This window comes from Stenotrophomonas sp. STK17_22 (assembly GCF_051983905.1).
Classification (GTDB): Bacteria; Pseudomonadota; Gammaproteobacteria; order Xanthomonadales; family Xanthomonadaceae; genus Stenotrophomonas; species Stenotrophomonas maltophilia_A.
This window is the reverse complement of the sequence record NZ_CP197010.1, coordinates 2596309-2620620: the sequence shown is the minus strand read 5'-3', so window position 1 is coordinate 2620620 and position 24312 is coordinate 2596309. Positions and strand designations below refer to the sequence as shown.

The window sequence follows — 24312 nt, the reverse complement described above, 5'->3', positions numbered from 1 at the left end:
GGGCATACGGTGATGCGAAACCTGCTGCCTGCTTTCGAAAGCTGCCTGCGTCAAGCATGCACTGGCCCACGACAGTTGCCACGCCTTGACATTCTAGTGGGTAGAGGGTTCATAAAGGCGATTGAATCCCCTCTCAAGCCCGGGCCAGCCCGGCGGACTCTTCCATAGACCAGCCACAACCGCTAGGTGCTGCAAACCCTTGCCCGGCAGGGCGCGCAACGCCGCGTGCTGGTGCCGGCACCTTTCATCAACCTTGTAAGGGGCGGGCTAGGTCGCACACTCCCGCGCTCTGCCTCCCAACGTGATCTAGATGCCGGCTCTGGACCGGTCCATCACAAGGCACCGCCTAGCGATCCAGTAGCTTGTCTACTGCCATTGCTTGATTCCACAATGAGAGCATCCGGCCTTTTCTGCCAGAAGCGGCCCTGTGGTAACCAGACTGATATGGGCAATGGGTGAGCAGACCATGGGCCAAATCTTGGATAACGACTCGCAATCGCCACGACGTTTCCCCCGACCGCACTCTGCGTTGGTCAAAGGTTAAAATGAGTGAAAGCCGCATGACGGACCAAAATACGGATGCTGCACAGCGGAAGGCATTGGTCAAAGTGTTGACCATCAATGCTGGCTTGGCAGTGGCTCTTTTCATCGTAGGGCAACTTGCAGATTCCAGCGGATTGATGGCAAACGCATTGGACAACCTGTCTGACGCGCTGACCTACGCCGTGAGCTACTTTGCGGTCACTCGCTCACTGCGCTGGAAGGCAGGTGCAGCAGGCGTGACCGGCATCATGCTTTTGATACTGGCGATCGGCGTGCTCGCGGACGCCTGGCGACGGTTCGTCGTGGGCTCTGCACCCATTGGAGCCACCATGGTCGTGATGGCCTTCGCCGCAGTAGCGCTGAACTACTGGTGCATTCGCATTCTTCGCTCACATCGCTCGGCCGATGTAAATCTGCGCGCAGCGTGGACCATGAGTCTCAACGACTTTGTCTCCAATTTTGGCATTGTGCTAGCAGGAGCACTGGTCGCCTGGACTGGCTCTCGCATGCCTGATCTGATTGTGGCAATCGCGATCGCCGCGGTGGCCGGCTACGGTGGCTGGAAGACCCTCAAGGACGCTCATGCGTCGCGCCGCGTGAAGTAGAGGCGTCAACGCGAGTTGCGTTCAAGTGTCTGCCCATCCGCCCTTCTCAGATCATTGTGCAGTGTGGTTGCGGCCACTGCCGCATGTCCCATCGCGACGCTGATCTGATCAAGCGCATCTACGATATCGCCGATTGCATAAACACCGGCCAAGCTGGCGCGCTGGTGGCGATCAACAACGATGCAGCCTTCCCCGCTGCGCTCCAAGCCCAAGCCAAGCAAAGGTGCGTTGTTCACGTCCGAGCCTAGTGCCGGATACAGCGTGTCAAAGCATAGGACGCTGTGGTCGTGTAGCGTTGCGATCACCTGAGGACCGCTAAAATCCAGATGCGCTACGGGCGAAGAAGCCAAGGCAATGCCGGCTTGAGCAAGCGTGGAGTGCGTATGCGCGTCAAGCTCTAGAGGCTGCTGGGCCAGTAGTGTGACCTTCGACGAGAAGCTGCGTAGGAACAGTGCCTCGGCCACGCCATGGTCGTCGTTGCCAAGCACGGCAACGGTCGCATCAGTTGCTTCGTAGCCATCGCAAATGGGGCAATAGCGCAGAAGGCAACGCTTGAGCGCGTCGCTATGCACCCCTTCATCGAGCGTTGGCCGTCTATTCCGCACGCCAGTCGCGATGACGAGGGCGCGGCACTCGATGGCGGCATCTGCGGACGTAGCGATGAACCCGTCCAAGCGAGCTTTAACGGTCTCGACCTTGGCCTCGATAAAATGGACACCGTGCCGCGCGGCTTGCTCCCGCATCCGGCCTAGCAATTCAGCTCCACCGATACCATCGGGGAAGCCGGCGTGGTTGTGCGATCGCGGGATCCACTTCGCGCGGCTGTTGCCATCGTCGATCACTACCACACGACGATGAAAACGGGCTAGATAGATAGCCGCCGTGAGCCCAGCAGGGCCCCCGCCGACGATCAGCACTTCAGAGTCCAAGTGTTTGAGCATGCCAGGACAGTAGCACGTCGTGCCCCAACCGATGTCGGTGCGCGTGGTTACCGGTCGCTGCAACCACAACTGGATTTCCCACAGGCATCCGACTGTCTGTGAGGCGGCTGTCGGTGAACGCCGCACTCGGCGTTCGAAATTGACCCCATCCGATCCGCCACTGCCACTGGCAACAGTAGGGGGGCGTCCTCGTCTAGCCGGTGAACGTGAGCCGTTTTTCAAGCGGCGGTTCCTCAGTAACAAGGGAACGGGCAACACTGATACTGAGGGGAAACCCAACCAAGGGTGCAACGCTACTCAGGTAGCTGCCGCGCTGGCCAAGCAACGATCAGCCGGCGGCTCGCGAGCTCCGCCGTCCTCGGCCGCCAAGTGCGCCCGGTCATTGAGCAGATCTGGCCTTTCCAGAGGGACAGGACCAAGCGCAGGACGCGGCTGGGCAGGTGGCGACAACGCACACCCGCTCTCGACAGTACGCTGCCTCAAGAGGCGGTGGCTCGTGCAGGCTGCAAGGCTCCCAAGACACGACAGTCAGCCACCCGTCCGCCCGAGCAGTTTGCGAGCATGCACTGCAGTTCGACTTGCAGTGCAAGCAGATCGCTTACCTTGCGCTTGATGTCGTCGATATGGGTCTTGACGACCTCGTCGACCGAACTGCACTGGTGCTCGGCCTGCTCGCCAAAGGCAATCAGTTCGCGGATCTGCTCAATAGAGAACCCAAGTTCGCGGGCGCGGCGGACAAAGGCCAGACGGCGCCGCGCCGCCTGGCCATAGTGGCGGTAATTGCCTCCCGAGCGAGCGGGGGCCTCCAGCAGTCCGATCTTTTCATAGTAGCGGATGGTCTCTGCCTTGGTGCCAGTTTCGCGCGCGAGCTGGCCGATTGTGAATATCTCAGACATGTCTTGACCTTCTAGTGGGTACAGGGTTCATAAAGGCGCCTGAATCCTTTTTCAAGTCCGGGCCAACCCGGCGGAGTCATTCATGGACCACTGTTGTGGCAACAAGCGCCAGGAGCTGCAAAGCCTAGCTCTACACGGCGCACAGCGCCGGGTGCTCTTGCTGGTGCTCTTCATCAACCTAGCAATGTTTTTCATCGAGTTCGGGGCTGGCCTGATCGCACGTTCCAGCGCTCTGCAGGCAGATGCGGTCGACATGCTGGGCGACGCCATTGTTTACGGTCTGAGCCTATGGGCAGTCAACCGCGGTGCGCGCTGGGAGGCGGGGGCCGCCTTGGCCAAGGGGTTCCTGATCCTAGGCTTCTTCGTGTTCATCGTGATTGAGGTCATCAACAAGCTGATTAACGGGGTGCCCCCATCCAGCACGTTGATGCTGATCTTCGGCGCGGTGGCGTTGGTCGCCAACGTGAGCTGCCTTGTGCTGCTGTGGCGCTTCAGAAAGCTGAACATCAACATGAAGAGCACTTTCGAATGCTCGCGCAATGACGTCGCCGCCAACCTGGGCGTCCTGGTCGCTGCAGGCGGCGTCGCGTTGACCGGACAGGGATGGCCAGACGTACTTGCCGGAGCCGTGATTGCCGCGCTGTTCCTGCGCTCAGCCATCAATGTCATCGCTGAAGCTTGGCCCGCATGGAGGGCCTCACGGCCCCTCTAGTCCGCCGCTTCTTTGGAAAAATAGAATGAAATCATGTGTGTTCTTCATCGCCCTCGGCCTGGGCGTTGCTTGCGTGCCTGCGAGGACGATTGCGGCAGAGCCATTGACTCTGGATGCCGCAATTTCCCGTGTCGCTCAAGGTCACCCCGAACTTCGCTTAATTGAGGGCCAGCGCAGCATCCTTGATGCACGCGCAGAAGTCGCCGCCCAGCACCCGCAGATGTCCGCCGGGGTGGGGATAGAGAATGCGATGGGAAGCGGGAGCTATACCGGTATCAAGCAAGCCGAACTCAGTGTCAGCTTGGCTGGCACGTTGGAGCGGGGCGGCAAGCTCGATGCACGTCGAATCCTGGCCAGCGCCAACATCGATCGTCTGGCACCACAGCGGGAGATGACCCGACTGGACCTGCTGGCTGAGACGGCGCGCCGCTATCTGGCAATTACCGGTGCCGCGCAGCAACACCGCATTGCCAATTTGGACATCGTCCAGCGCCAACGCGCAGTGGAGGCAGCTCGACGCAGGCACCAGGCTGGAGGAGCACCTGAATCGGTCGTTCTGACCGCGCAGGCGTCCTTAGCCGAGGCCGAGCTCGACCGGGATCGTGCCGTCCAAGCCGAACAGGCTGCAAGGCAGAGCCTGTCTGCTCTGTGGAACAGCACCAGCCCGGCGACGGGGGAGGTGACGGGTGATCCGCTGGTGCTGCCAGCCGCTGGTGAATTTGCGCCGCTCGCCGATCAGTTGCAGCGCTCTCCGGAGCTTGCGCTCCTGCAAGGCGATGCGAGAGTTCGCGAAGCCGAGGTGCGACTGGCGCGGAGTGCCTCCCGGGCTGACCTGGGCTGGCAACTGGGCGTACGCCGCTTGCAGGAGTCGGACGATACGACACTGTTCGCAGGCGTCTCGCTGGGCTTGGGCGCTGCCAGCCGAGCAGCGCCTGGAATACGGGCAGCGGAGGCCGAATTGGCACTGATACCGGTGCAACGCGAAGCGCTGCAAACCCGCCTGTACGCTGCCGCCGCGCAAGCTTTTGGCGAGTATCAGTCTTCACGATTGGAAGCAACACGGCTGGGAAGCGATGTGCTGCCGCGACTGGACCGTGCCGAAAAGGCCGCAGCGGCGGCATGGTCAGCCGGTGCGACCAGCTATCTCGAATGGGCCCAACTACAAGATCAACAGGCGCAAGCGCGGCGGCGGCAGCTGCAGGCGGCATTGGCCGCACAACAGGCCCTGATCGAGCTGCAGCGCCTCACCGGTCAGCCCGTGCTGGATCTCAGCTCTTCTTCTTCCTCCGCACAGGACTCCAACACGCCATGACTTCTTCTCTCAGCAATGCCCCGCGCTGGCTCCTTGTAGCGACGCTGGCAGCAGCCCTCAGCGCCTGCGGCGGCGAAACGACCAGTGTAGACAGCCAGACAGAGGCCGATCCGCACGGGCACGCCGAAGAAGGGGGCGCAGATGCGCACGCGGATGAGCATGCCGACGTCGAGGAAGAGGGCGCTCTGGAGAGCACTACCATCGCAGCGCAGGATGCCAAGGAAAACGGCATCAAGGTCGCTGCGGTGGGGCCGGGAGCGATCCGCACGCAGCTCGAAGTGCAGGGCACGATCGTTCCAAGCGAGAGCGCGCAGTCGCAGGTGACGGCACGCTTCCCGGGGACCGTGCGCTCTCTGACTGCCAACGTAGGCGACAGCGTGAAAGCCGGCCAAGTACTCGCGACCGTGGACAGTAATCTCAGCCTGAGCCGGTACAGCATCACCGCGCCACGCAGTGGCGTCGTCATCACGCGTCCCGCACAGGTGGGCAGTGGTGCCGCAGAGGGCGAAGTCCTGTTTGAAATCGCCGACCTGTCCCAGGTATGGGTGGACGTCCACGTATTTGGCGCTGACGCATCGCTGCTGCGTCCAAGTGAGGAAATTGAAGTGGTCGACCTATATGGCGGCGAGCCGACGGTGGGGCGTGTGCAGCGCATCCTTCCAGGTACGGCCGCATCTAGCCAAAGTGTTGTAGGCCGGGCCGTTCTGGACAATCAGTCTGGAAAATGGAGGCCCGGAGCAGGCGTAAACGTACGCATCACCACCGCCAGCGAAAACGCGGGGCTGATCGTGCCGCTGTCGGCTGTGCAGAGCATGGACGGCGGCGATGCGGTGTTTGTCCGCGATGGGGAAACGTACGCCTCCCATCCAGTCAAACTCGGAGCCCGCGATGCCACTAATGTACAGGTGTTGGAAGGACTGAAGGCCGGCGATGAGGTGGTTGTGGCTCAGAGCTATCTGATCAAGGCCGACATCGAAAAGTCGGCGGCCGGTCATGACCACTGAGGATTCACGCATGCTTGAACGCCTGATTCGGGCCTCAATCAACCATCGCTGGTTGGTAATGGCACTCACGCTAGTCTTGGTCGCCGTCGGTGCGTGGAGCTTCCGGCATCTCCCCATCGATGTCACTCCCGACATCACCAATGTCCAGGTGCAGATCAACACCGCCGCGCCGGGCTATTCTCCACTTGAGGTCGAACAGCGCATCACCTTCCCGGTGGAAACGGCGATGGCCGGTCTGCCGAAGATGGATTCGTTCCGCTCGTTCTCGCGCTATGGTCTTTCCCAGATCACGGTAGTGTTCAAGGACGGAACTGACATTTACTTCGCTCGCCAGCAGGTAGCTGAACGCCTGCAGCAAGCCAAGTCACAGATTCCGCAAGGGATGGAGCCGATGCTCGGGCCAATTGCCACGGGTATGGGAGAGATTTTCTCCTACACGGTGGATGCCGACCCCAGAGCTCGAAAGCCGGATGGGTCGCCTTACAACGCTACCGACCTTCGGACCCTACAGGACTGGGTCATCCGTCCGCAGCTTCGCAACGTACCCGGTGTCGCCGAGGTCAATACCTTGGGTGGTTTCAAGCGCGAGTTCCACGTCACGCCCGATCCTGCTCGCTTGCGTGCACTGGATCTGACGCTGGAAGATGTCTCGCGTGCACTGCAGGCCGCCAACCAGAACATTGGCGCTGGTTACATTGAACGCAGCGGCCAGCAATACCTGGTCCGCGTTCCTGCGCAGGCCGAACCTGCGCAGATCGGCGACATGCTGGTCAGCCGGCGGGAAGGGGTGTCCATCCGTATCCGCGACGTGGCCACGATCGGGGAGGGCCAAGAACTGCGAAGCGGTGCCGCGTCCCAGAATGGACATGAGGTTGTGCTCGGCACCGCCATCATGCTGATGGGCTCAAACAGCCGTGATGTCTCCCAAGCAGTGGCTAAACGCCTTGAAGAGGCCGCCAAGAGCTTGCCAGAGGGCGTGACGGTGACCCCAGTCTACGACCGCACGCTGCTCGTGGATCGCACCATTGCGACGGTGGCTAAGAACCTGACCGAAGGCGCTTTGCTGGTCATCGTGATCTTGTTCTTATTGCTGGGCAACTTCCGCGCAGCACTCATCACCGCGCTAGTGATTCCTCTGGCCATGCTCTTTACTCTGACCGGCATGGCCCGTGGCGGGGTCTCGGCCAACCTGATGAGCTTGGGTGCGCTGGACTTCGGCCTGATCGTTGACGGCGCGGTCATCATCATCGAGAACTGTCTTCGCCGCTTTGCCGATCGCCAGCACGAGCTGGGTCGGACGCTCTCGCTTGAGGAGCGCTTTGAGCTGACCGCTTCGGCAACAGCCGAAGTGATTCGCCCCAGCCTGTTTGGACTCGGCATCATCACTGCGGTCTACCTGCCGATCTTTGCGCTCACCGGCGTGGAAGGCAAGATGTTCCACCCGATGGCCATTACTGTTGTATTGGCCCTGACCGGCGCGATGGCCTTGGCGCTCACCTTTGTGCCGGCAGCCATCGCCCTGGCGCTCGGCGGGCGGGTTCAGGAGAAAGAAAACCGACTGATGTCCTGGCTGCGCAGGCGGTACGAGCCGCTTCTAGATGGCAGTCTGCGTCATGGGCGCATCATTGCCGGCCTGGCCATCCTACTGGTCGCAGGCAGCGGCGTGATCGCATCGCGAATGGGAAGTGAGTTTGTTCCCAGCCTCGACGAAGGGGATCTCACCATTGGTGCGATGCGCATCCCCGGCACCAGCCTAACGCAGTCGGTCCAGATGCAGAGCGTCCTCGAGACGCGCCTTTTGGCCGTACCTGAGGTCGAACGCGTATTTTCCAAGGTCGGCACGGCAGAGGTCGCTTCGGATCCGATGCCGCCCTCGGTGGCCGACACTCTGGTCATGATGAAGCCGCGCTCGCAGTGGCCAGATCCTCGCAAAACCAAGACTGACCTTGTCCAGGAAATTGAGACTGTTGTTGCACGCGTTCCGGGCAACAATTATGAGTTCACCCAGCCCATTCAGATGCGTATGAATGAGCTGATCTCGGGCGTCCGCGCTGATGTGGCGATCAATCTCTACGGAGATGATCTTGAAGTCCTCGCCAAAACTGCGAAAGATATCGAAGCGGCGACCAAGAAGGTGCAGGGGGCCTCAGACGTTCGCATGGAGCAGGCCAGCGGCCTGCCGTTCCTCTCTGTCATTCCTGATCGAGCCTCTCTGAGTCGACTTGGCCTTACCCCAGAAGATGTTCAGAACGTTGTGGCGACAGCCGTGGGGGGAGAGGTGGCCGGGCAGATTTTTGAAGGCGACCGTCGTTTCGACATCGTCGTGCGTCTGCCGGAAACGCTCCGCCAAGATCCTGACGCATTGGCACGCTTGCCCATTGCACTGCCGATAGCTGCTACAAGTCAAACGCACGGTGGCCTTGACTCGGCACGGACGGTACCGCTGGCAGCCGTGGCCCGCATTGAACTGAGTGAGGGCGCAAATCAGATCAATCGCGAAAACGGCAAGCGACGCCTGGTAGTCACTGCTAACGTCCGGGATCGCGACCTGGGCAGCTTTGTGGAAGAGCTTCGTAGAACCTTGGATTCACAGGTGAAGGTTCCAACTGGCTACTGGATCGAGTTCGGCGGCAGCTTTGAGCAGTTGGCGTCAGCTAGCCAGCGCTTAGCAATCGTTGTGCCGATCACCCTGTTGCTGATCGTGGCGCTTCTCTACTGGGCAATCGGCTCCTTCAAGGACGCCATGGTCGTCTTCACCGGTGTGCCCCTCGCGCTTACTGGCGGTGTGCTGCTACTTGTGCTGCGTGGCATTCCGCTTTCGATCTCGGCGGGCATTGGGTTCATCGCATTGTCTGGAGTGGCCGTGCTGAACGGATTGGTGATGATCAGCTTCATTAAGGATCTTCGACAGCGCGGCGAAGGGCTGAATGAAGCGGTGCGCCAGGGTGCCCTGAGTCGGCTGCGCCCGGTCCTGATGACGGCGCTTGTCGCCTCGCTGGGCTTCGTTCCGATGGCACTTAATGTTGGTCCTGGTTCAGAGGTGCAGCGACCTTTGGCCACGGTAGTCATCGGCGGCATCGTCTCATCGACGCTGTTGACCCTGATGGTGCTACCGGTGCTCTACCGCTGGGTCCACCGCAAGCACGCGTAAATGCCTGCGGCGTTCCGATTCTTAAACATTCAACTGGTGACTTCCAATGAAACCTAGCTCTACTTGTGCCACGCTCCTGGCAGGCCTGATCGCAGCCATCACACTGACCCATGCATCGCCCGCCATGAGTGCCCCCTCCGGACAATCCGTTGCCGATGCGCAGGCACCTCAGGGCGTCGTCGTACGCCCTCACTCCCCCGTGCTTGGGCCGAAGGCGGCCCCCGTCACCATCATCGAGTTCTTTGATCCTGCCTGCGAGGCGTGCCGGGCGATGTACCCCGAGGTCAAGAAAGTGCTTGCGGAAAACCCACGTACGACTAGGCTGGTCTTGAAGTACGTTCCCTTCCATGGCCATATCTCAGTGACGACTATTGGAATCCTGGAAGCTTCGCGTCGTCAGGGAAAGTTTGAGCAAGTCCTGGATGCGCTGATGGAAGATCAGCCAAAGTGGGCCACGCATGGTCGCTTGAATGCGGAAGCCGCCTGGGCCGTTGCCGCCCGCGCCGGTTTGGATACTGCAAGGGCACAGCGATTTCTAAGCGAGAACCCCGTAGAAGGCTTGATCGCTCAGGATCATGCGGACGCGAAGGCTGCGGCTATTCGCGGAACACCAACTTTCTACGTCAATGGCAAGCCCCTTATGTCTCTTTCCCCCGCTGCGTTGCGCGAGGCTGTCTCACGTTGCTTGCCTGATGGAAAGTGCACGCGCTAACGAGCACACGCTGACCCAGTCGGCCGCGCATCTGCGTATGCGCGGCCGGCAATTGGAATGGAGGACGACCGGCTCCCGCCCTCATGCCGATTGTGCCTGCCGCGCAGACTCGATGCTGTCGATTCAAGCGTCCGCCGCAGCCAAGCGGTACCGACACGTCTGCGCCCATTGTCACTAACTCGGACTGACTTCTGCTCGATCGCAACGCCACCTCTTAGTGTTTTGGTTCAACACGACGAGTTCGATGGGCCCGGCGGCATCGCTGCGGCCATCGCCCTTGGCGTGGAGGGCTATCGAGCAGTGGAGCATGACTGCAAGGTGGTCTGGCAAGACGCCGCCAATTCCAGGGAGAGGGCTGGCACAGCGTGACTGTGAAGCAACCATGTTAGCGAGCGGCGTTTCGCCCCCGCAATCAGTTGGTACGCGCAAAGCACCGCTTGGCGAGGATGCTATGCCGTGACCATCACCGAACACCGGCAAGATGAGCCTTCCGTTCTATGCTTTCATCTAACAGGAAGTCTCCGCCGATCCGTTCGGACGGTGGACGCCGCCAGATACCGCAACGCTACGGTTTCAGGCATGGTGCTCAGCGAACCGGAAATCGTTATCTAGTAGCCAGTCCCATCCGATACGCGTTGTGTGTGGCTGACATCGAAACGTCTGCTCTCAGAATCTATGCGACGGAAGTGTCAAGCGGGAAGAACGCTGCCATTCTTCTCCGGAGAGGATGCGCGCAGCCCATAGGTAGCCACCGACGCGACATCCGCCTTCAAACCAGCGAGAAAGGCACGCTCACAGGTGATGAACTGCTGTTCAAGGTAAGCACCGTACACAAAGCGCAGGCGCCGGTACGGCCCCTGCGTTTTGTTCACCAGGAGCCACCAGCGACGTCCAGGTCAACGCCGGCATCAAAATGATCGGCTGCCCGGGGGTCATGGCACCTGGCTTGGCGAACTGGATCGCTGAGCACGCCAGAAGCCAACTGCCAGAATCACTGCAACTAGCACCTGGGCCGCAATTCCCTCGACGGTGGGGTACAACCCTAATACTTCGATGCGCAGAGCATTGTCCAGCCAAGAGATTGGCAGATACCCCGCCTCCTGCAGTGCAGACACTGCCTTACCAATGAGAACAGTAGCCAGCACCGCAATCAGTACGGCGCTGTAGCGGAAGAACTGACTGATCGGCAGGCGTCGGCTAAAACGCATCATCAGCCACCCGATGACCACGAGGACCAGAGAAGCACTTGCACCACCCGCGACGACGCTATTGGCATTGCCTTGGCTCCAGATGGCGGCATAGAACAAGATCGTTTCAAATACTTCGCGATAGACCACCACAAAGATCAAGCCGAATAGGAACACCCCCGACTTGCGGCTCAATGCGTGCCCAAGCTTCTCGCGAACATATCGTTGCCAGTTCTCAGCGTGACTCTTTCCATGCATCCAGATGCCAACCCATACCAGCACGACGGCAGCAAGAAGCGAGCCAAACCCTTCCGAGAGCTCGCGGCTGGCTCCACTGATGGCAATGACCCATGTCGCCAAGATCCAGGTGGCTAGGCCGGCCGCCAGTGCCGAGATCCATCCGGCATGAACCCACGGTAGCATCTCAGCCCTCTCAGCCTTACGCAGCAGTGCGATCATCGCAACTACAATCAGCAGAGCCTCCAAGCCTTCCCGCAGCAAAATCGTGAACGCTGCGGCGAAGCTTGCGATCGCGGAGGTTTGCTCCTGCCCCAGCACCTGCTCGGCCTGAGCAAACAGGCCGTCGAGCGCCTCGACTTGATGTTCAAGTTGATCAGCCGCAACATTGCCCGCGATGCCCGAGCGCACGCGCGCCATAGCCGCCTCAATCTGAACCATCAAGCCGTTCTCGCGCGCGGCCAGCAGCGGCTCCACCGGTTCAAATCCGTCCAAATAAGCTGAAAGTGCCAATTCTTTCGCCTTGGTCGCCTGCCCGAGCCGGTACGCTTTCATTGACTGTTCCAGCAGTCGTCGAGAAGTCGCAAGCGCTGATTCCATAGCCTGAGACTGGGCTGCCTCAGGCTGGCGGCGTAGGTATGCAACGATGGCCGCTGCCTGCTCTGCTGAACGAACGTTGTTGGCCAAAGCGGCCGGGGTCATGCTGATGTAGGTGTCGAAATTCAGCTCGGAGCGCAATTTGGGATTACCCTCAATCAGAGCCTTTCCCTCATTTGCTGCGGCTTCGGGATATGCCAACGCACCGACATAAGTGGCCAAAGCCCAGCGCTCATCCACGGGAAGGCTCGAGTAACTGACCATGGAGGTTCCTTCCAGGCCTTGATCGATCACCTGATACAGACCAAAGACGCTGCGCTCATCGGCGCGACCACGGTCCGTGAAATCGATCGGTGGAGGGTCCAGCCCCGCCGCGGCAGGTCCGTCGCCGGCACCAGTAGCGCCATGACAACTGGCACACAATTGACCGTACAGTTCCTGTCCGCGCGCGTAGTCGGGCGCCTTGCTGGGCCTAAGTGGAATTGGGTGTGCCTTGACCAGAACACCGGCGAGCGAACGAGCACGATTGGCGACAACTTCCGGCTCGGCTTTGGCTTGGATCGCCTGCTGAAGCGCCAACGCGCCTTCTTTCAGCTGTTCGGACTCGGAGCTGAGCGGAAGCTCGTTGATGCTCTGCGCAGCGGTGGCGGAAAACTCCAGCATCTCCGCGTACTCCGTCTCATTGATCACTTCACCATCACGAACGGCCTCACGGTAGTCCACCGCAATGTAATCGAGCAGACGCCACGTCGTCGGCACCTTGCTCTCATTGGCCGAAGCAAAACCTGCCTGTAGCAGGGCGAACGCGGCGGCTAGCGTAAATGCAATAGAACGAAAATTCATGGGCGGACGCCGGCAACGAGGAGAAGAGGACTAGCGGATGAAAGGCGCGACCTAGTCAGAGACATCGGTAAGCGTAGGGCGGCCAGTACATTGTGCGAAGAGCTTGATCGCCTTGTCGCAGTAGACGCAGTGCCCCTGACAGCAGTCGTGCATCAGGAACGCGACCAAGTCAGAGAGCGCAGGGAAATCCGCGCTATAGATGATCGACTTTCCTTCTCGACGCGAGAGCGCTAGACCCGACTGCTCAAGTTCCTTGAGATGAAATGAGATGCGTGAGGGCGGGGCATCGTCGAGTGCCGCGGCGATAGCGCCGGCAGACATACCTTCGGCACCTGCTACGACCAACATGCGTACGATCCGCAGGCGATCAGCGTGAGCGATCGCGCCGAACCTCCGCACTGCTTTAGCCTCATTCATTTCAACATTTCACGATATGATGACACGAAAGGATGACTCAAGCCTAGGAGGCCGTCAATGGCCCTGCGGTCGCGCGGACACGGGCGCCGGAGGGTAAGCGTGCCGGCACCTTTTAAGTGGGTCCGATTCCTCTTTTCAATCCATTCGGACCTACGCAAAACCTAGCTCGGGTCAAGGCGGTCGTGCACCGCATCTGCAAGGTAAATGATGCTTGGCACAACAGAGTCGATATTAGATAGAAGGTCAACGATCTGTTGGCGTTGCAGACAGATCTGCAACGGATGCATGAAAGACAATCTCGGGGCACCTCTCCGGTTGCCGGGTCCTTGAAGCTCGGCAGCCAGCAAGGTCGACGAACACGACAATCTCGCCCGCGGCCAATAGAAGCTTCACAAGCGGCGGGCTTATAGAAACGCTACTTCCTACGCCTGTGAGCCAACACGGCCAACCATGCTTTGAGGTTGCCCCAAGGACCGGTTCGTGGAGTGAACCATCGAAGCCGATCCTCTCTGTACAGTTCGCCGGTGGGTGCCCAGGCCTCATGCTCGAAGGCACCCAAGTGATAGTGCGTTTCCCTCGGCAATCGCGTATTGCTGCAGGTCAGTGTCGAGCCGCACCTCGCACAGAACCCCCGCAGTACACCGGGCGAGGAGGCGAAGTACGTTATCTCCCCGTGCAGGATTTCGACAGACGCGTCATCGAATGAGGCGTAAGCTGATGCGGGTGCCCCCGTATGCCGCCGACAGCTCTGGCAATGGCACCAGAGCACCCACTTGGGCTCGCCCTTGGCGTGGAACTTTACTTCGCCGCACATGCAGCGGCCAACGGCAATGGTGGTCACGGACCTTGGTCCGCCGTGTGGTCATTGGTGTAGGGCTCTGTCACCACCTGCAGGCCCGCCGCTTTCCATTCGGGGAAACCGTCTTCCAGGCGCCGTACGTTGAAGCCAAGCTCCCTGAGCTTTGCGACAACCTCGAAGGACATCACGCAGTATGGACCACGGCAGTACGCCACGATCTCCTTGTCCCGAGGCAGACCGGCCAACGCCTTTTCCAGCTCCGACGCCGGGCAATTCAATGCGCCAGGAAGATGGCCCAATGCGTATTCCGCCGAGGGACGGACATCCAGAAGCATTACGCCATCGCTTGCCATCCGTTCCAGCAGTGTCTCGCGCGACACCGGTTCCAAGGCATCGCGCTGCTCGAAGAAATCGCGCATGACGCCTTGCACTTCAGCGACGTTGCGTTCGCCGAAGCAGCCGAGTGCGCGCAACAGCGCAACCACCTCAGACTCGCCCGACAGGCTGTAGAAAATGCGTTTGCCCTGCCGTTTGGGCTCCACCAGGCGAGCGCGGCGCAGCAACTGCAGATGCCGCGAGGCATTGGCCACACTCAATCCGGTCGCCTCAGCCAACGCTTCAACGCTGCGTGGCCCTTGGGAGATCGCCTCCAGCAGCTCCAGGCGGTGCACATGGCCGATCGCCTGAGCAACCTCGCTCAGGGCTTGGTAGATCGCTTGCTTCGGCTGGGGGATTGACTTTGCGTTTTCCATACTCAAACATTCTGCGCATTGATTGAATGAAAGTCCAGCCAACCGACTGAACAGGAGTGGAGATGCTCATCCTAATCAACGATTCACCCTACGGCAGCGAGCGCATGTACAACGCACTGCGCTTGGCGGGGGCAGCGATCAAGGCCAAGCAGAAGGCAATCACCGTCTTCCTGATGGGCGACGCGGTGTCGGCTGCGAAGACGGGGCAAAAGACCCCGGATGGGTACTACAACACTGAGCGTATGCTCAAGCGCTTGGCCGCTGCGGGGGCGGATGTGCTGCTATGCGGCACCTGCCTGGATGCCCGCGGCCTGGTCGACGCCGAGCTTGTTGTGGGCTCACGGCGCTCGACGCTGGATGAGCTTGCCGCAGCGACGGTCCGTTCCGAGAAAGTGCTCGTCTTCTGACGGCCTTCAGTCCACCTCATTGAAGAAGAGCCCCAATGCTCAGCAAGCCCATGCACCGCCAGGTGCTCCTGTTGGCCAGTGCCCAGGCGCTGTTCCAGATCGTCTCGGTCATCGTCATGACGGTTGGCGGCCTGGCCGGCGCCCGTCTGGCGAGCGCGCCCCAATGGGCGACGCTGCCGATTGCCACCATGTTCCTCGGCACCGCACTGGTCACGTTCCCTGCCGCCATGTGGATGGCCAAGGCCGGCCGCCGCATCGGCTTCATCTGCGGTTCGCTGCTGGGTTTGGCCGGGGGCTGCATCGCTGCGCTCGGCATCGCTCAACAGTCGATGGCATTGCTGGCCACCGGCACGTTCCTGGTGGGTGCTTACCAAGCCTTTGCGCAGTTCTATCGCTTCGCGGCGAGCGAAGTGGCGGATGAAGCATTTCGCCCTCGGGCCATTTCGCTGGTGATGGCAGGTGGCATTGTCGCAGCGCTGGTTGGGCCGTCGCTGGCCCGCCTTGGAGGGCCGATCTTCGCGGCAGAGTACCAGGGCTCCTTCATCATCCTCGCCGTGGTTGCGCTCGTGGCTGCCGGCCTTCTGATGGGATTGAAGATGCCATCTACACCGATCGCTGAGACGGATGGGCAGCCGGGCCGCCGATGGCAGGAAATTGTGTTTCAGCCGGCCTACCTGGTGGCGCTGCTCGGTGCCGCGACCGGGTACGGAATCATGATCCTCGCCATGACCGCGACCCCCATCGCGATGGTCAAGCATCATCACGAACTCGCCAATGCCGCGACCGTAATCCAGTTGCACGTCCTGGGCATGTTCCTTCCGTCGTTCTTCACCGGTTCCCTGATCGCTCGATTGGGGGCGATCCGCATCATGCTGGCTGGCGCCGTGATCTTCATTGGCCACATACTGATGACGACCACGGGGACCGGGTTCGGCTCGTTTGCTGCAGCGCTGGTCATGCTCGGGGTGGGCTGGAACTTCATGTATGTGGGTGGCACTGCGTTGCTCACCACCACCTACACCCCGTTTGAGCGCGCGCGCGCCCAGGCCATCAATGATATGACGATCTTTATTGTGGGCCTGAGCTGCTCCTTCAGCGCGGGAGGTCTATTGGATACACTCGGCTGGCAGAAGATGAATCTAGCGCTGATCCCTTGGCTGCTGGCCGCCGCCCTGGCGCTCGCATGGCTCGGCTGGAGACGGCGCGGAGCAGCAAATCTCTCAAACTCATGACCTCATCCCCGCTGTCCCATAACGGGTCGCTTACGGCTTCCCCCTATGTTTGCAAGGTGGGCCGCATGTTTGAAAACTCCCCGATTGGGTGGGGGCTCTGCCAGTTGACTAGGGGCCTTCGACCACCTCCTATCGCAGCACGCCCTTCAGACTTCCGATCTTTTGACGATCGCTTTCGCGGTGTGGCGGTCTAAGCATTCAGCCCGCTAGATGGCGGCCGGCATCACTTCGTCATTGCCAATTATCAGAGGTTCTCCGCAACGTTCAGTGGCTTGTGGCCACCGACGTTGTGGGGCCGTGCCCGCCCACCTGCTGACGTGCGGCGTTCGGAGGGCGGGTGGCCCGGGTCCTCTTCACCGGCGTCCGCCGGAAACGCGACGCTTCATGCCGATCCAGAATCCATGGCGGCTCCCAAGGCCAAGCCGACAACCCGCGAACAGCTTGCGGACCGTTCGATGTTGAAGGTGAACATCAACGGTACTTAGTCCACGGTGCTAAAGGAGCATTGCGAAGCGCAGACAGCGCCATAGACGAGAACAAATTTACTGGAGTCTATCGAACGTGCAGGCAATACAGGCGGGTTCGTCACTCCTAGCTGAGCAATGGCAGGCGTACACTCGGCCCGATACCCAGAATGCGGGCAGAGGGTCCCGCGAGTTGGAGCTGCCAACAAGTTAATACTAGGATAACCCCATGCTCGAAGTACTGAGTCATCCAAAGTTTCGCCGCCTACTTGGTGCGCAGATCGTGGCACTGATCGGAACCGGCTTGGCGACTGTCGCCCTTGCCCTTCTAGCCTACGACCTGGCGGGTGCACAGGCGGGCGGGGTACTGGGTACCGCACTGGCCATCAAGATGGTTGTGTATGTGACCTTGGCACCCGTTTCGGGAGCACTAGTGCCAGCACGGCTTCGAAAGCAAGCTTTGATTGCGCTCGACCTAGTTCGTGCTGCAGCCGTTGCCTGTCTGCCATTCGTAACCGAGATCTGGCAGGTGTACATTTTGATCGCTGTGCTGCAATCGGCTTCCGCATGCTTCACCCCACTGTTCCAATCCACTATTCCCGAAATCCTTAAAGATGAGCGCGATTACACCCGCGCGCTCTCGCTGTCCAGATTGGCATACGACCTTGAGAGTCTGCTGAGTCCGACTCTCGCTGCCGCACTACTCACGATCATCAGCTTCCACTGGCTGTTCGCTGGCACCTCGGTAGGCTTCATGCTGTCGGCGGCCCTTGTCGCGTCCACTAGGTTTCCCGCCCTCGTCACGGCGTCGTCCAAGGACGGTCCTTTTGCCCGAGCCATCCGCGGAATGCGCATCTACTTTCGCACCCCTCGTTTGCAGGGCCTGCTTGCACTGAGCCTTTGCGCCGCAGCCGGTGGCGCGATGGTGTTCGTCAATACAGTAGTCATTGTTCGCACGGTTTTAGGAGGGGCTGAGAAGCAGGTTGCGTGGGCGCTGGCCGCCTTTGGCGGAGGCTCAATGTTGGTAGCTCTTCTTCTTCCGAAGGTTCTTGACCGCATTTCAGAAAGGACAGTTATGCTGACTGCCGGTCTGCTCATGTTAATTGTTCTGGTCACGTTCCTCTGCATCTGGTTCGCACTGAGTGGAGATCTTGGATGGGTGGCAGTCCTTCCGACCTGGACGCTGTTGGGCGTGGCGTATGCCGGGTTGGTTACGCCTGGCGGAAGGCTACTGCGACGCTCGGCTGAGTCCGCTGATCTTCCATTTCTCTTCGCCGCCCAATTCTCCCTCTCCCACGTTTGCTGGTTGATTGCCTACCCACTGGCTGGCTGGGTTGGTGCCCGCTACGGCCTACATGTTGCGTTGTCCGCCTCAGTGACTCTGGTAGCGCTCGGCTTCATCGCAGCGTGGCGAAAATGGCCCACGTTGGATCCAGAGGAGATCGCTCATCAGCACCAACACCTCGCTCCGGACGATCCACACCTCTCGGCACATCGCAGCGCAGATGGCACGCACCGGCATCGGTTCTTTATCAATCAGCTCCATTCACGTTGGCCGAACTGACGAGCACGTCAGGCCGGCAGGGAGGGCGGGCGGGCTACTTACCTGCGAATTTTGTGTTGTAGAAGACCACGTCCAAGCAAACGCCGTACCGACACACGAACCCGCAGCCAAGTGTCGAGGTCAGCGGGGCAGGGCAGTCACATGCCCCCCTTTGTTGGGAAATCCAAACACCGGAACAGGTCGGGGAATCTACCGCCCTCCAGGCCGCCCCAGGCTGAGCTCTTGGCGATCCGGCCGGCCTTGGTGCGCAGATTTGAGATTGCGCCGGTTTGTTCTTACCAAAGGAAAGCTCATGAGGCTGAAAAGAGCGCACAGTGCACCCAGACCAAATCCGGAGACGGTACCACCTGCAGCCGGATCCAATCGCGGCACCACCCACGCTGAGAGCAACGCAGACGCCCAGGAACGCGACTAGCGGGCCGGGCTTGAAGCGGATGCCATCCAACTTGATGATGCTAGCCTCCAACTCCTTGTAACTACGCTCCGTTTCCAGGCGACTCGCCTCCAAGGGGGGCAGGTCGACGCAACGGAACGGTCGAGCCCCGTCTGGATCGCCATCGCGGTACATCTGCTCTGCCACAGTCTTGGCGTCCGGCCAATTCTCTGGCCAGCGAGATGCATCAAGGACCCCGTACTCGCGCAACACAGGAGTGCCAATGCGAGGAATCAGGATGGGCCGTACCCAGCGACGATCCAGGACTGCCCAGACCTCATCGCGACCAAAAACACGCTCTTCGAACAGCTCGATACGGTCTGGCGCTGGGTAGCTGTAGGCCGTCAGGTTTGCGGGAATGTAGCTCAACCCTCGATCTCGTAAAAACTGGACCCGATTTTTGCCCTCGTGAGCCCAGTAGATGCCAAGCGCCGCGACAACGCAGTAAATGGCGGGACCCTTGGCCTCTCGGTCACTTCTGTCCCGGTGACTGAGCCATGCCGCCAGTCGATCTTGATCGGACGCATCAACGCAAACCGTCGTCCGAAGTTGCGGAAGCAACATGCACCGCAAGCGTCTCGGTCAATTCTTGGTTGCTCATCCAGGAGATAGCGCTTAGAGGAAGGCTCCTGCGAGACTAGGCCTCCGGGCTCGTCGCTGGTATCGGGAGCCTCCTGACAGATGCAGGCACTTGAGCTGGCCTATTCCCCCTTGGCCAGGACCCTCACGGCTCTTCCCTTGTGGAGCACTCGGCCCGTCAACGCTTGATGCGCTTCTCAAAATCAGCAATGAGATTGGCTAGGGACAGACCCGTCAATCGCGCAATATCTCTCAACTCAACGACATCGATCCTGCGCTTGCCAGTCTCAACGTCACTGATGAATGACTGGCTACGGCCAAGCTTGGCTGAGACTTGAGCCTGTGTAAGCCCGGCCGCCACGCGGGCGTCCCGCACAGCCTCGATCAGGGCCACGTACTCTTTGCGATGAATAGACTTGGCCACGGCCGCACCTAGGTTGAGCGGCTCTAGAAGCTATATCCAGTTCTCTGATATCTAAAAACCCGATAATCTAGGCCTTCAAAAGACCGCGGGGCCTCGTACGATGCGCACTAGCCTGAGTCATCCACTGATCATCGCCGAGCTCACGGTGGGAGATAGGGGGGGCGCTATAGGGGTGACCTTCGCGCCTGGCAAACACCAACAGACGGCGATGACAGGAGCATGGTCGAGAGACCTGCATCTGGATCTGGAGGCGATTCGACAATGGAAGGCCACTAGTCTGATCTCGCTGATTGAACCCTGGGAGTTCAACGAGCTTGATATCGAAGACCTGCCCGCAATCGCCGAGGCTAAGGAGCTCCAGTGGTACGGCCTGCCGATCACGGACGGCGCAGCCCCCGATCAACGCCTACTAGCGAAATGGCCTGCGCTGAGTGCAGCTTTCGTCCAAGATCTGTATCAAGGTGGCCGGCTTGTGGTGCATTGCAAAGGAGGGCTAGGGCGCGCGGGCACAGTAGCGGCGATGCTATTACTGGACTCAGGAGCTTCTTTGAGCGCTGCAGAGGCTATCAGCAGGGTTAGGGGCGTCCGACCTGGCGCCATCGAGACTGTCGAGCAGGAGGAATTTCTCATCCACTGGCATCAGCGCCTAGCGGGCAAGGGCAGGACTGGATGAAAGGTTGTCACATCCTTGACGAGCCAGCCCCTCATCACGCCCGCCTCTGCAGCGAGCACCCATTCCACAGTTGTGCTTGGCAGTAGGCCGCTGCTGCGCTATCCCATTTCAGACCTAAGCCGCGAGCCGCGCACACCTCTCTCAAGCAGATGCAGAAGCTACTCCATGCGAATGCGTATAGCGTGGTGAACCCCGTCAAGAGCACAGTGCTGCCGCCGCTACTCTGGTGAGGGAGATCCTACGTGGGGAGTAATTGGCCGCCAAGCTGGAACTAATGCGGGCTATCGCGCACCACTGAACGTGACCAAGCAGATCACCGAGGCGGGTGTCCACACAGCGCCTCGGGGGTGAGACCAAGGGCACTCTGACGCCGCGGCCGCCATAGGCACGCATATGCCTAGCCAGGCCAAATCAGGGGTAATACCCAGCTACGATGCCGACAGGATGCCTCCCGTGTCATCCATCGCGCTATGGTCTCGAAAACTGGCCAAGACCAGGCTCGACCTTCTAGATGTCAGAAATATGTTGTAGTACCGGCCTGACACCCAACTCTAGCAAATTAACCTTTCCGACCAGGGGTCGTAGAAACGTCATAACCGATAGGGGAGGGCGAAGGAGTCACCTCAGATACCCCCCGATTCTGGTGTTTTTCCCGCTCCGATCATGGACAATGCGACGACCGACGTGCCCACAGAATAGACGTCGTCTACCCTCAAAGCCTGTTTTTCTCGTCCAATGCACCAAGGTTCTTCTCCGATCATGCGGCTCTTGGTTGCACTGCTTCTAGCAGTGCTCTTGGTCGTGCCGTCGGTTGAAGCCTCAATGTGCACAGATCAGGTGGACCTGACTGCCTCGCAGGAAAATTCGTCACCAGCCAATCAGGGGAAGGACCGGGTTGCCGCGCATGGACACTGCCACCACGGAGGCGTGTTCCAAGCGCCCATCCCGCTGACGGTGGACGACGTCGCAACGGTGGCTGGCCCGTTGGTAGTTGCGGCTACCCGCAATCTTCCTTCGGAGCGGCGCGACGGCTTGATTCGCCCTCCCAGAGAGTGTTAGAGCCGGTCTCCCTCTCAAATTGAGCGACTGAGCCGCTGCTTTTGTTCTGTGCAGAGGGAGCGGCACAGCGAATTCGCATTGCTGGCAGATCGGATCCCGCATTTTGCGGATCGCCGTGCGCGCCCCACTTCCTTGATACGCCACCTGACATCTCGGGTACATCCATGTCCATCTTCCTGACTCGGGCGCTCATCGCACCTGGGGATTCTTCACGTTTCGGTACGCATGCAGTCGGGCTGCTGCGGGGATACGTATGACCGGTGTCTTGCGGTGGCGCAACCGTCCAGAAGTCGGTCAAACAGCTCTGATTCTCACGTCGTCGCTCTACTTCACGGCGGTGTTCAACAATGCGTTCGCTCGATTCGTTATCGACGCCACTAACCTGGAAGGCTTGGCGCAGGCACTTGTACTGTGCGCGGCCCTGATCTTCGTCACCGGCCTTCACGTGCTGTTGCTGACGCTGATCGGTTGGCGCTGGACGCTGAAGCCCTTTCTATTTCTACTGGTTCCCGCGTCTGCGGCAGCGGCTTACCACTCTGACAGCTACGGCATCGTCTTTGACGCCAGCATGCTGCGCAACGTGTTCAAGACGGACACGGTTGAAGCTGCGGAGTTAATGACGCTGGGCATGATGGGCACCCTGCTTTTGAAGAGCGCGCCGCCACTGCTTGCACTGCTTTGGATTCGCATTCGTCCAGAGGTCAGCACGCTGCGATTGATTTGCAAGCGTCTGCTGCTGGCCATCGCCGCGGCTTTGGTTGCCGGCGGTGCGGCCATGTCACAGTTCGATGATCTGTCCTCACTCATGCGCAACAACAAGTCGGCGCGATACCTGATCACCCCGGAAAACTTCATCGCATCAAGCATCCGTGTACTTCAGCAAGATCGCCGAGGCTCGCGCGGGCCACTTGCCAAAGTGGCTGAGGATGCCCGTCTCGGGCCGCATCCGGCCGGCTCCAAGCCTCATCTTCTGGTGATCGTGGTAGGGGAGACCGTCCGCGCGCAGAACTGGGGATTGAGCGGATATGCCCGGCAGACGACACCCCAGCTGGCCAGGCGCAATGTGGTGAACTACGACGACGTGACTGCGTGTGGATCCAATACCGAGGTATCAGTGCCGTGCATGTTCTCCATTTATGGAAGGCGTGCTTACGACCGGGGTAAGATCAGGAACTCCGAGTCTCTGCTGCATGTATTGGAGCGCGCGGGGGTCAAGACACTGTGGCGCGATAATCAATCTGGTTGCAAGGGTGTCTGCAAGGACCTTGCATTTGAGTCCTACAGAGAACCACCACAGCACCCTCTCTGTACGGATCAGGCGTGTCGTGACGAGGTGATGCTTAGTGGGTTGCATGACGCCATAGACGATAACCCGGGGGATGTCGTCGTTGTTCTGCACCAAATGGGAAATCACGGCCCTGCGTACTTCAAGCGCTACGGCGAGGAGTTCAGGACATTTACGCCGGACTGTCGCAGCGCTGATCTTGGTAAATGCACTCGAGAGGAGATCGTCAATGCATACGACAACGCAATTGTCGCAACTGATGACTTCCTCGCAAAAACCGTCGACATGCTCGCGGCGGACTCGTCGCACGACACTGCCATGATCTACCTGTCAGATCATGGCGAGTCCCTCGGTGAAGGAAATCTATACCTCCACGGACTTCCGTATGCGATCGCACCGGCTACCCAGGTCAAAGTGCCTATGGTTGTGTGGCTGTCGGAGGGCCTGCAGAAGGCGCGTGGGATTGCCCCGTCCTGCCTCCGGGAACAGGCAAGTATGCCCTTGAGTCACGACAACCTATTTCATTCGGTGCTCGGACTCATGGAGGTGCAGAGCCGCTCAAGGGACGAAGCACTGAATCTGTTCGGACGATGCGAGAGGTCGCTCGTTAGGATCGCAAGCTGAGGGCGCTGAGTTTGACGTTCAGAAAATACGACAGAAAAGGAAACATACATGGCTGACACCTATGGTCACCGGCCCCGCGGGCCGCTGGGCGTGCTGAAGGCGTTCCGATGGTCAATGCTGGGAATTCGCGCAGCATGGCTGCACGAGTCCTCGTTTCGGCTTGAAGCTGTTCTGACACTGCTACTTGCTCCGCTATCTTTCTGGTTAGCCGAAACTCCGGTCGAGCTTGTACTGTTGCTGGGCTCATTGCTGATGGTACTGGCGGCAGAATTGCTCAACTCTGCTATTGAGGCCATCATTGAAAGATATGGATCGGAACACCACGAGCTAGCTGGACGGGCAAAGGACATGGGTTCGGCCGCTGTGTTGATGACGCTCGCCAGTTCGGCACTGGCCTGGGGCGCGATCGCACTCATGTAAGCCGCGTGGCCGGATCCCACCTGCGCTGGCTGCGGGGTCGTAGCTGTCCAGAAAGTGAACGGAGCGCCGCCGCAGTTCCCTGGCTTCGATTGTTATTGTATCCATGCTCAAGTCGTTGATAGTCTTCCCAGATGCGCCAAATCTCCCGGAAAATTGGGCTCTGCCTCCTGATGCTGCTAATTGCGGCGCTGGTGGTCGTGCCTGTTTCCGATGCATTTGCCTGCGCAGTAGAACCTCATTCGACGGCAAGCGCCCCTCAGGACGTTCCAGATGACCGCGACGGGAAGTTGGGCCATGAAGTCCTAGCGGCGGGTTGCAGCCACGGCCACTGCCACCATTCCAGCGCCAGTCTGCCACTGGAAGCGGTGAATACACCCCAGCCATTGGCCGGGTCGGTATGGAACGCTTCTTCCGACATCGGCGCCTACGCCGTTGTTCTC

Annotated in this window: 20 protein-coding genes; 12 read left to right on the top strand and 8 right to left on the bottom strand. The window is 60.0% G+C overall.

Features of this window, described 5'->3' with window-relative positions:
- Positions 1–545 precede the first annotated feature (545 nt).
- Positions 546–1148: a cation transporter gene (locus tag ACSYS9_RS12205; protein ID WP_218141868.1), complete on the top strand. Its 603-nt coding sequence runs from the start codon at positions 546–548 to the stop codon at positions 1146–1148.
- A 5-nt stretch (positions 1149–1153) separates the two neighbouring features.
- On the opposite strand, the gene ACSYS9_RS12200 is transcribed toward ACSYS9_RS12205, so the two are convergent.
- Both ACSYS9_RS12200 and ACSYS9_RS12195 read right to left on the bottom strand, forming a co-directional pair.
- On the bottom strand, positions 1154–2065 hold the full coding sequence (locus ACSYS9_RS12200) for an NAD(P)/FAD-dependent oxidoreductase (protein ID WP_202961495.1): 912 nt from the start codon (positions 2063–2065) through the stop codon (positions 1154–1156).
- A gap of 503 nt (positions 2066–2568) precedes the next feature.
- Positions 2569–2985, bottom strand: coding sequence for a MerR family transcriptional regulator (locus ACSYS9_RS12195; protein ID WP_021201873.1), 417 nt, complete (start codon positions 2983–2985; stop codon positions 2569–2571).
- Positions 2986–3067: 82 nt separating this feature from the next.
- On the opposite strand from ACSYS9_RS12195, the gene ACSYS9_RS12190 reads away from it, so the two are divergent.
- The 5 genes from ACSYS9_RS12190 to ACSYS9_RS12170 all read left to right on the top strand — a co-directional run bounded on the left by ACSYS9_RS12190 (position 3068) and on the right by ACSYS9_RS12170 (position 9876).
- A complete protein-coding gene (locus ACSYS9_RS12190) occupies positions 3068–3697 on the top strand; it encodes a cation transporter (protein ID WP_021201872.1) in 630 nt (209 codons plus the stop codon).
- A 25-nt stretch (positions 3698–3722) separates the two neighbouring features.
- Positions 3723–5009 (top strand): TolC family protein, encoded by a 1287-nt coding sequence (locus ACSYS9_RS12185; RefSeq protein ID WP_050584612.1) that lies wholly within the window; start codon positions 3723–3725, stop codon positions 5007–5009.
- Complete coding sequence (locus ACSYS9_RS12180; RefSeq protein ID WP_021201870.1) at positions 5006–6013, top strand: efflux RND transporter periplasmic adaptor subunit; 1008 nt, start codon at positions 5006–5008, stop codon at positions 6011–6013. Before ACSYS9_RS12185 ends, ACSYS9_RS12180 begins: the two co-directional genes overlap by 4 nt.
- Before the next feature lie 10 nt (positions 6014–6023).
- Positions 6024–9164, top strand: coding sequence for an efflux RND transporter permease subunit (locus tag ACSYS9_RS12175; RefSeq protein WP_021201869.1), 3141 nt, complete (start codon positions 6024–6026; stop codon positions 9162–9164).
- 124 nt (positions 9165–9288) lie between these two features.
- Entirely contained in the window at positions 9289–9876 is a 588-nt protein-coding gene (locus ACSYS9_RS12170; RefSeq protein WP_021201868.1) for a DsbA family protein, read from the top strand.
- 689 nt (positions 9877–10565) lie between these two features.
- Here ACSYS9_RS12170 and ACSYS9_RS12165 read toward each other — a convergent pair.
- From ACSYS9_RS12165 to ACSYS9_RS12145, 5 genes are all read right to left on the bottom strand, one after another.
- Positions 10566–10748 carry a hypothetical protein gene (locus tag ACSYS9_RS12165; RefSeq protein ID WP_143048135.1) on the bottom strand — a complete coding sequence of 61 codons (183 nt, stop codon included), beginning with the start codon at positions 10746–10748 and terminating at the stop codon, positions 10566–10568.
- Between the two features lie 60 nt (positions 10749–10808).
- Positions 10809–12740 carry a cytochrome c/FTR1 family iron permease gene (locus ACSYS9_RS12160; RefSeq protein WP_021201867.1) on the bottom strand — a complete coding sequence of 644 codons (1932 nt, stop codon included), beginning with the start codon at positions 12738–12740 and terminating at the stop codon, positions 10809–10811.
- A 51-nt stretch (positions 12741–12791) separates the two neighbouring features.
- Positions 12792–13157 carry an ArsR/SmtB family transcription factor gene (locus ACSYS9_RS12155; RefSeq protein WP_031269126.1) on the bottom strand — a complete coding sequence of 122 codons (366 nt, stop codon included), beginning with the start codon at positions 13155–13157 and terminating at the stop codon, positions 12792–12794.
- A 415-nt stretch (positions 13158–13572) separates the two neighbouring features.
- A complete protein-coding gene (locus ACSYS9_RS12150; protein WP_428992361.1) occupies positions 13573–13971 on the bottom strand; it encodes a GFA family protein in 399 nt (132 codons plus the stop codon).
- A 23-nt stretch (positions 13972–13994) separates the two neighbouring features.
- Positions 13995–14708 carry an ArsR/SmtB family transcription factor gene (locus tag ACSYS9_RS12145; protein WP_021201865.1) on the bottom strand — a complete coding sequence of 238 codons (714 nt, stop codon included), beginning with the start codon at positions 14706–14708 and terminating at the stop codon, positions 13995–13997.
- Positions 14709–14770: 62 nt separating this feature from the next.
- On the opposite strand from ACSYS9_RS12145, the gene ACSYS9_RS12140 reads away from it, so the two are divergent.
- From ACSYS9_RS12140 to ACSYS9_RS12130, 3 genes are all read left to right on the top strand, one after another.
- Entirely contained in the window at positions 14771–15115 is a 345-nt protein-coding gene (locus ACSYS9_RS12140) for a DsrE/DsrF/TusD sulfur relay family protein (protein ID WP_021201864.1), read from the top strand.
- 35 nt (positions 15116–15150) lie between these two features.
- Complete coding sequence (locus tag ACSYS9_RS12135) at positions 15151–16347, top strand: MFS transporter (protein WP_021201863.1); 1197 nt, start codon at positions 15151–15153, stop codon at positions 16345–16347.
- Positions 16348–17040: 693 nt separating this feature from the next.
- Positions 17041–18375 (top strand): MFS transporter, encoded by a 1335-nt coding sequence (locus ACSYS9_RS12130; protein ID WP_021201862.1) that lies wholly within the window; start codon positions 17041–17043, stop codon positions 18373–18375.
- A 1190-nt stretch (positions 18376–19565) separates the two neighbouring features.
- Here ACSYS9_RS12130 and ACSYS9_RS12125 read toward each other — a convergent pair.
- A complete protein-coding gene (locus tag ACSYS9_RS12125; RefSeq protein WP_021201861.1) occupies positions 19566–19811 on the bottom strand; it encodes a helix-turn-helix domain-containing protein in 246 nt (81 codons plus the stop codon).
- A gap of 172 nt (positions 19812–19983) precedes the next feature.
- Between ACSYS9_RS12125 and ACSYS9_RS12120 the strand changes: the two genes are divergently transcribed.
- From ACSYS9_RS12120 to ACSYS9_RS12110, 3 genes are all read left to right on the top strand, one after another.
- Positions 19984–20484 (top strand): cyclin-dependent kinase inhibitor 3 family protein, encoded by a 501-nt coding sequence (locus ACSYS9_RS12120; protein ID WP_238558815.1) that lies wholly within the window; start codon positions 19984–19986, stop codon positions 20482–20484.
- Between the two features lie 1312 nt (positions 20485–21796).
- Positions 21797–23452 carry a phosphoethanolamine transferase gene (locus tag ACSYS9_RS12115; RefSeq protein WP_021201859.1) on the top strand — a complete coding sequence of 552 codons (1656 nt, stop codon included), beginning with the start codon at positions 21797–21799 and terminating at the stop codon, positions 23450–23452.
- 48 nt (positions 23453–23500) lie between these two features.
- Positions 23501–23872, top strand: a complete 372-nt coding sequence (locus tag ACSYS9_RS12110; protein ID WP_021201858.1) for a diacylglycerol kinase — start codon at positions 23501–23503, stop codon at positions 23870–23872.
- The last annotated feature ends 440 nt before the right edge of the window (positions 23873–24312 follow it).

Coding starts and splice junctions, on each gene's coding strand:
- ACSYS9_RS12205 (WP_218141868.1), top strand. CDS start 546: ATGAGTGAAAGCCGCATGACGGACCAAAATACGGATGCTGCACAGCGG.
- ACSYS9_RS12195 (WP_021201873.1), bottom strand. CDS start 2,985: ATGTCTGAGATATTCACAATCGGCCAGCTCGCGCGCGAAACTGGCACC.
- ACSYS9_RS12190 (WP_021201872.1), top strand. CDS start 3,068: ATGGACCACTGTTGTGGCAACAAGCGCCAGGAGCTGCAAAGCCTAGCT.
- ACSYS9_RS12185 (WP_050584612.1), top strand. CDS start 3,723: ATGAAATCATGTGTGTTCTTCATCGCCCTCGGCCTGGGCGTTGCTTGC.
- ACSYS9_RS12180 (WP_021201870.1), top strand. CDS start 5,006: ATGACTTCTTCTCTCAGCAATGCCCCGCGCTGGCTCCTTGTAGCGACG.
- ACSYS9_RS12175 (WP_021201869.1), top strand. CDS start 6,024: ATGCTTGAACGCCTGATTCGGGCCTCAATCAACCATCGCTGGTTGGTA.
- ACSYS9_RS12170 (WP_021201868.1), top strand. CDS start 9,289: ATGAGTGCCCCCTCCGGACAATCCGTTGCCGATGCGCAGGCACCTCAG.
- ACSYS9_RS12160 (WP_021201867.1), bottom strand. CDS start 12,740: ATGAATTTTCGTTCTATTGCATTTACGCTAGCCGCCGCGTTCGCCCTG.
- ACSYS9_RS12155 (WP_031269126.1), bottom strand. CDS start 13,157: ATGAATGAGGCTAAAGCAGTGCGGAGGTTCGGCGCGATCGCTCACGCT.
- ACSYS9_RS12150 (WP_428992361.1), bottom strand. CDS start 13,971: ATGTGCGGCGAAGTAAAGTTCCACGCCAAGGGCGAGCCCAAGTGGGTG.
- ACSYS9_RS12145 (WP_021201865.1), bottom strand. CDS start 14,708: ATGGAAAACGCAAAGTCAATCCCCCAGCCGAAGCAAGCGATCTACCAA.
- ACSYS9_RS12140 (WP_021201864.1), top strand. CDS start 14,771: ATGCTCATCCTAATCAACGATTCACCCTACGGCAGCGAGCGCATGTAC.
- ACSYS9_RS12135 (WP_021201863.1), top strand. CDS start 15,151: ATGCTCAGCAAGCCCATGCACCGCCAGGTGCTCCTGTTGGCCAGTGCC.
- ACSYS9_RS12130 (WP_021201862.1), top strand. CDS start 17,041: ATGCTCGAAGTACTGAGTCATCCAAAGTTTCGCCGCCTACTTGGTGCG.
- ACSYS9_RS12115 (WP_021201859.1), top strand. CDS start 21,797: ATGACCGGTGTCTTGCGGTGGCGCAACCGTCCAGAAGTCGGTCAAACA.
- ACSYS9_RS12110 (WP_021201858.1), top strand. CDS start 23,501: ATGGCTGACACCTATGGTCACCGGCCCCGCGGGCCGCTGGGCGTGCTG.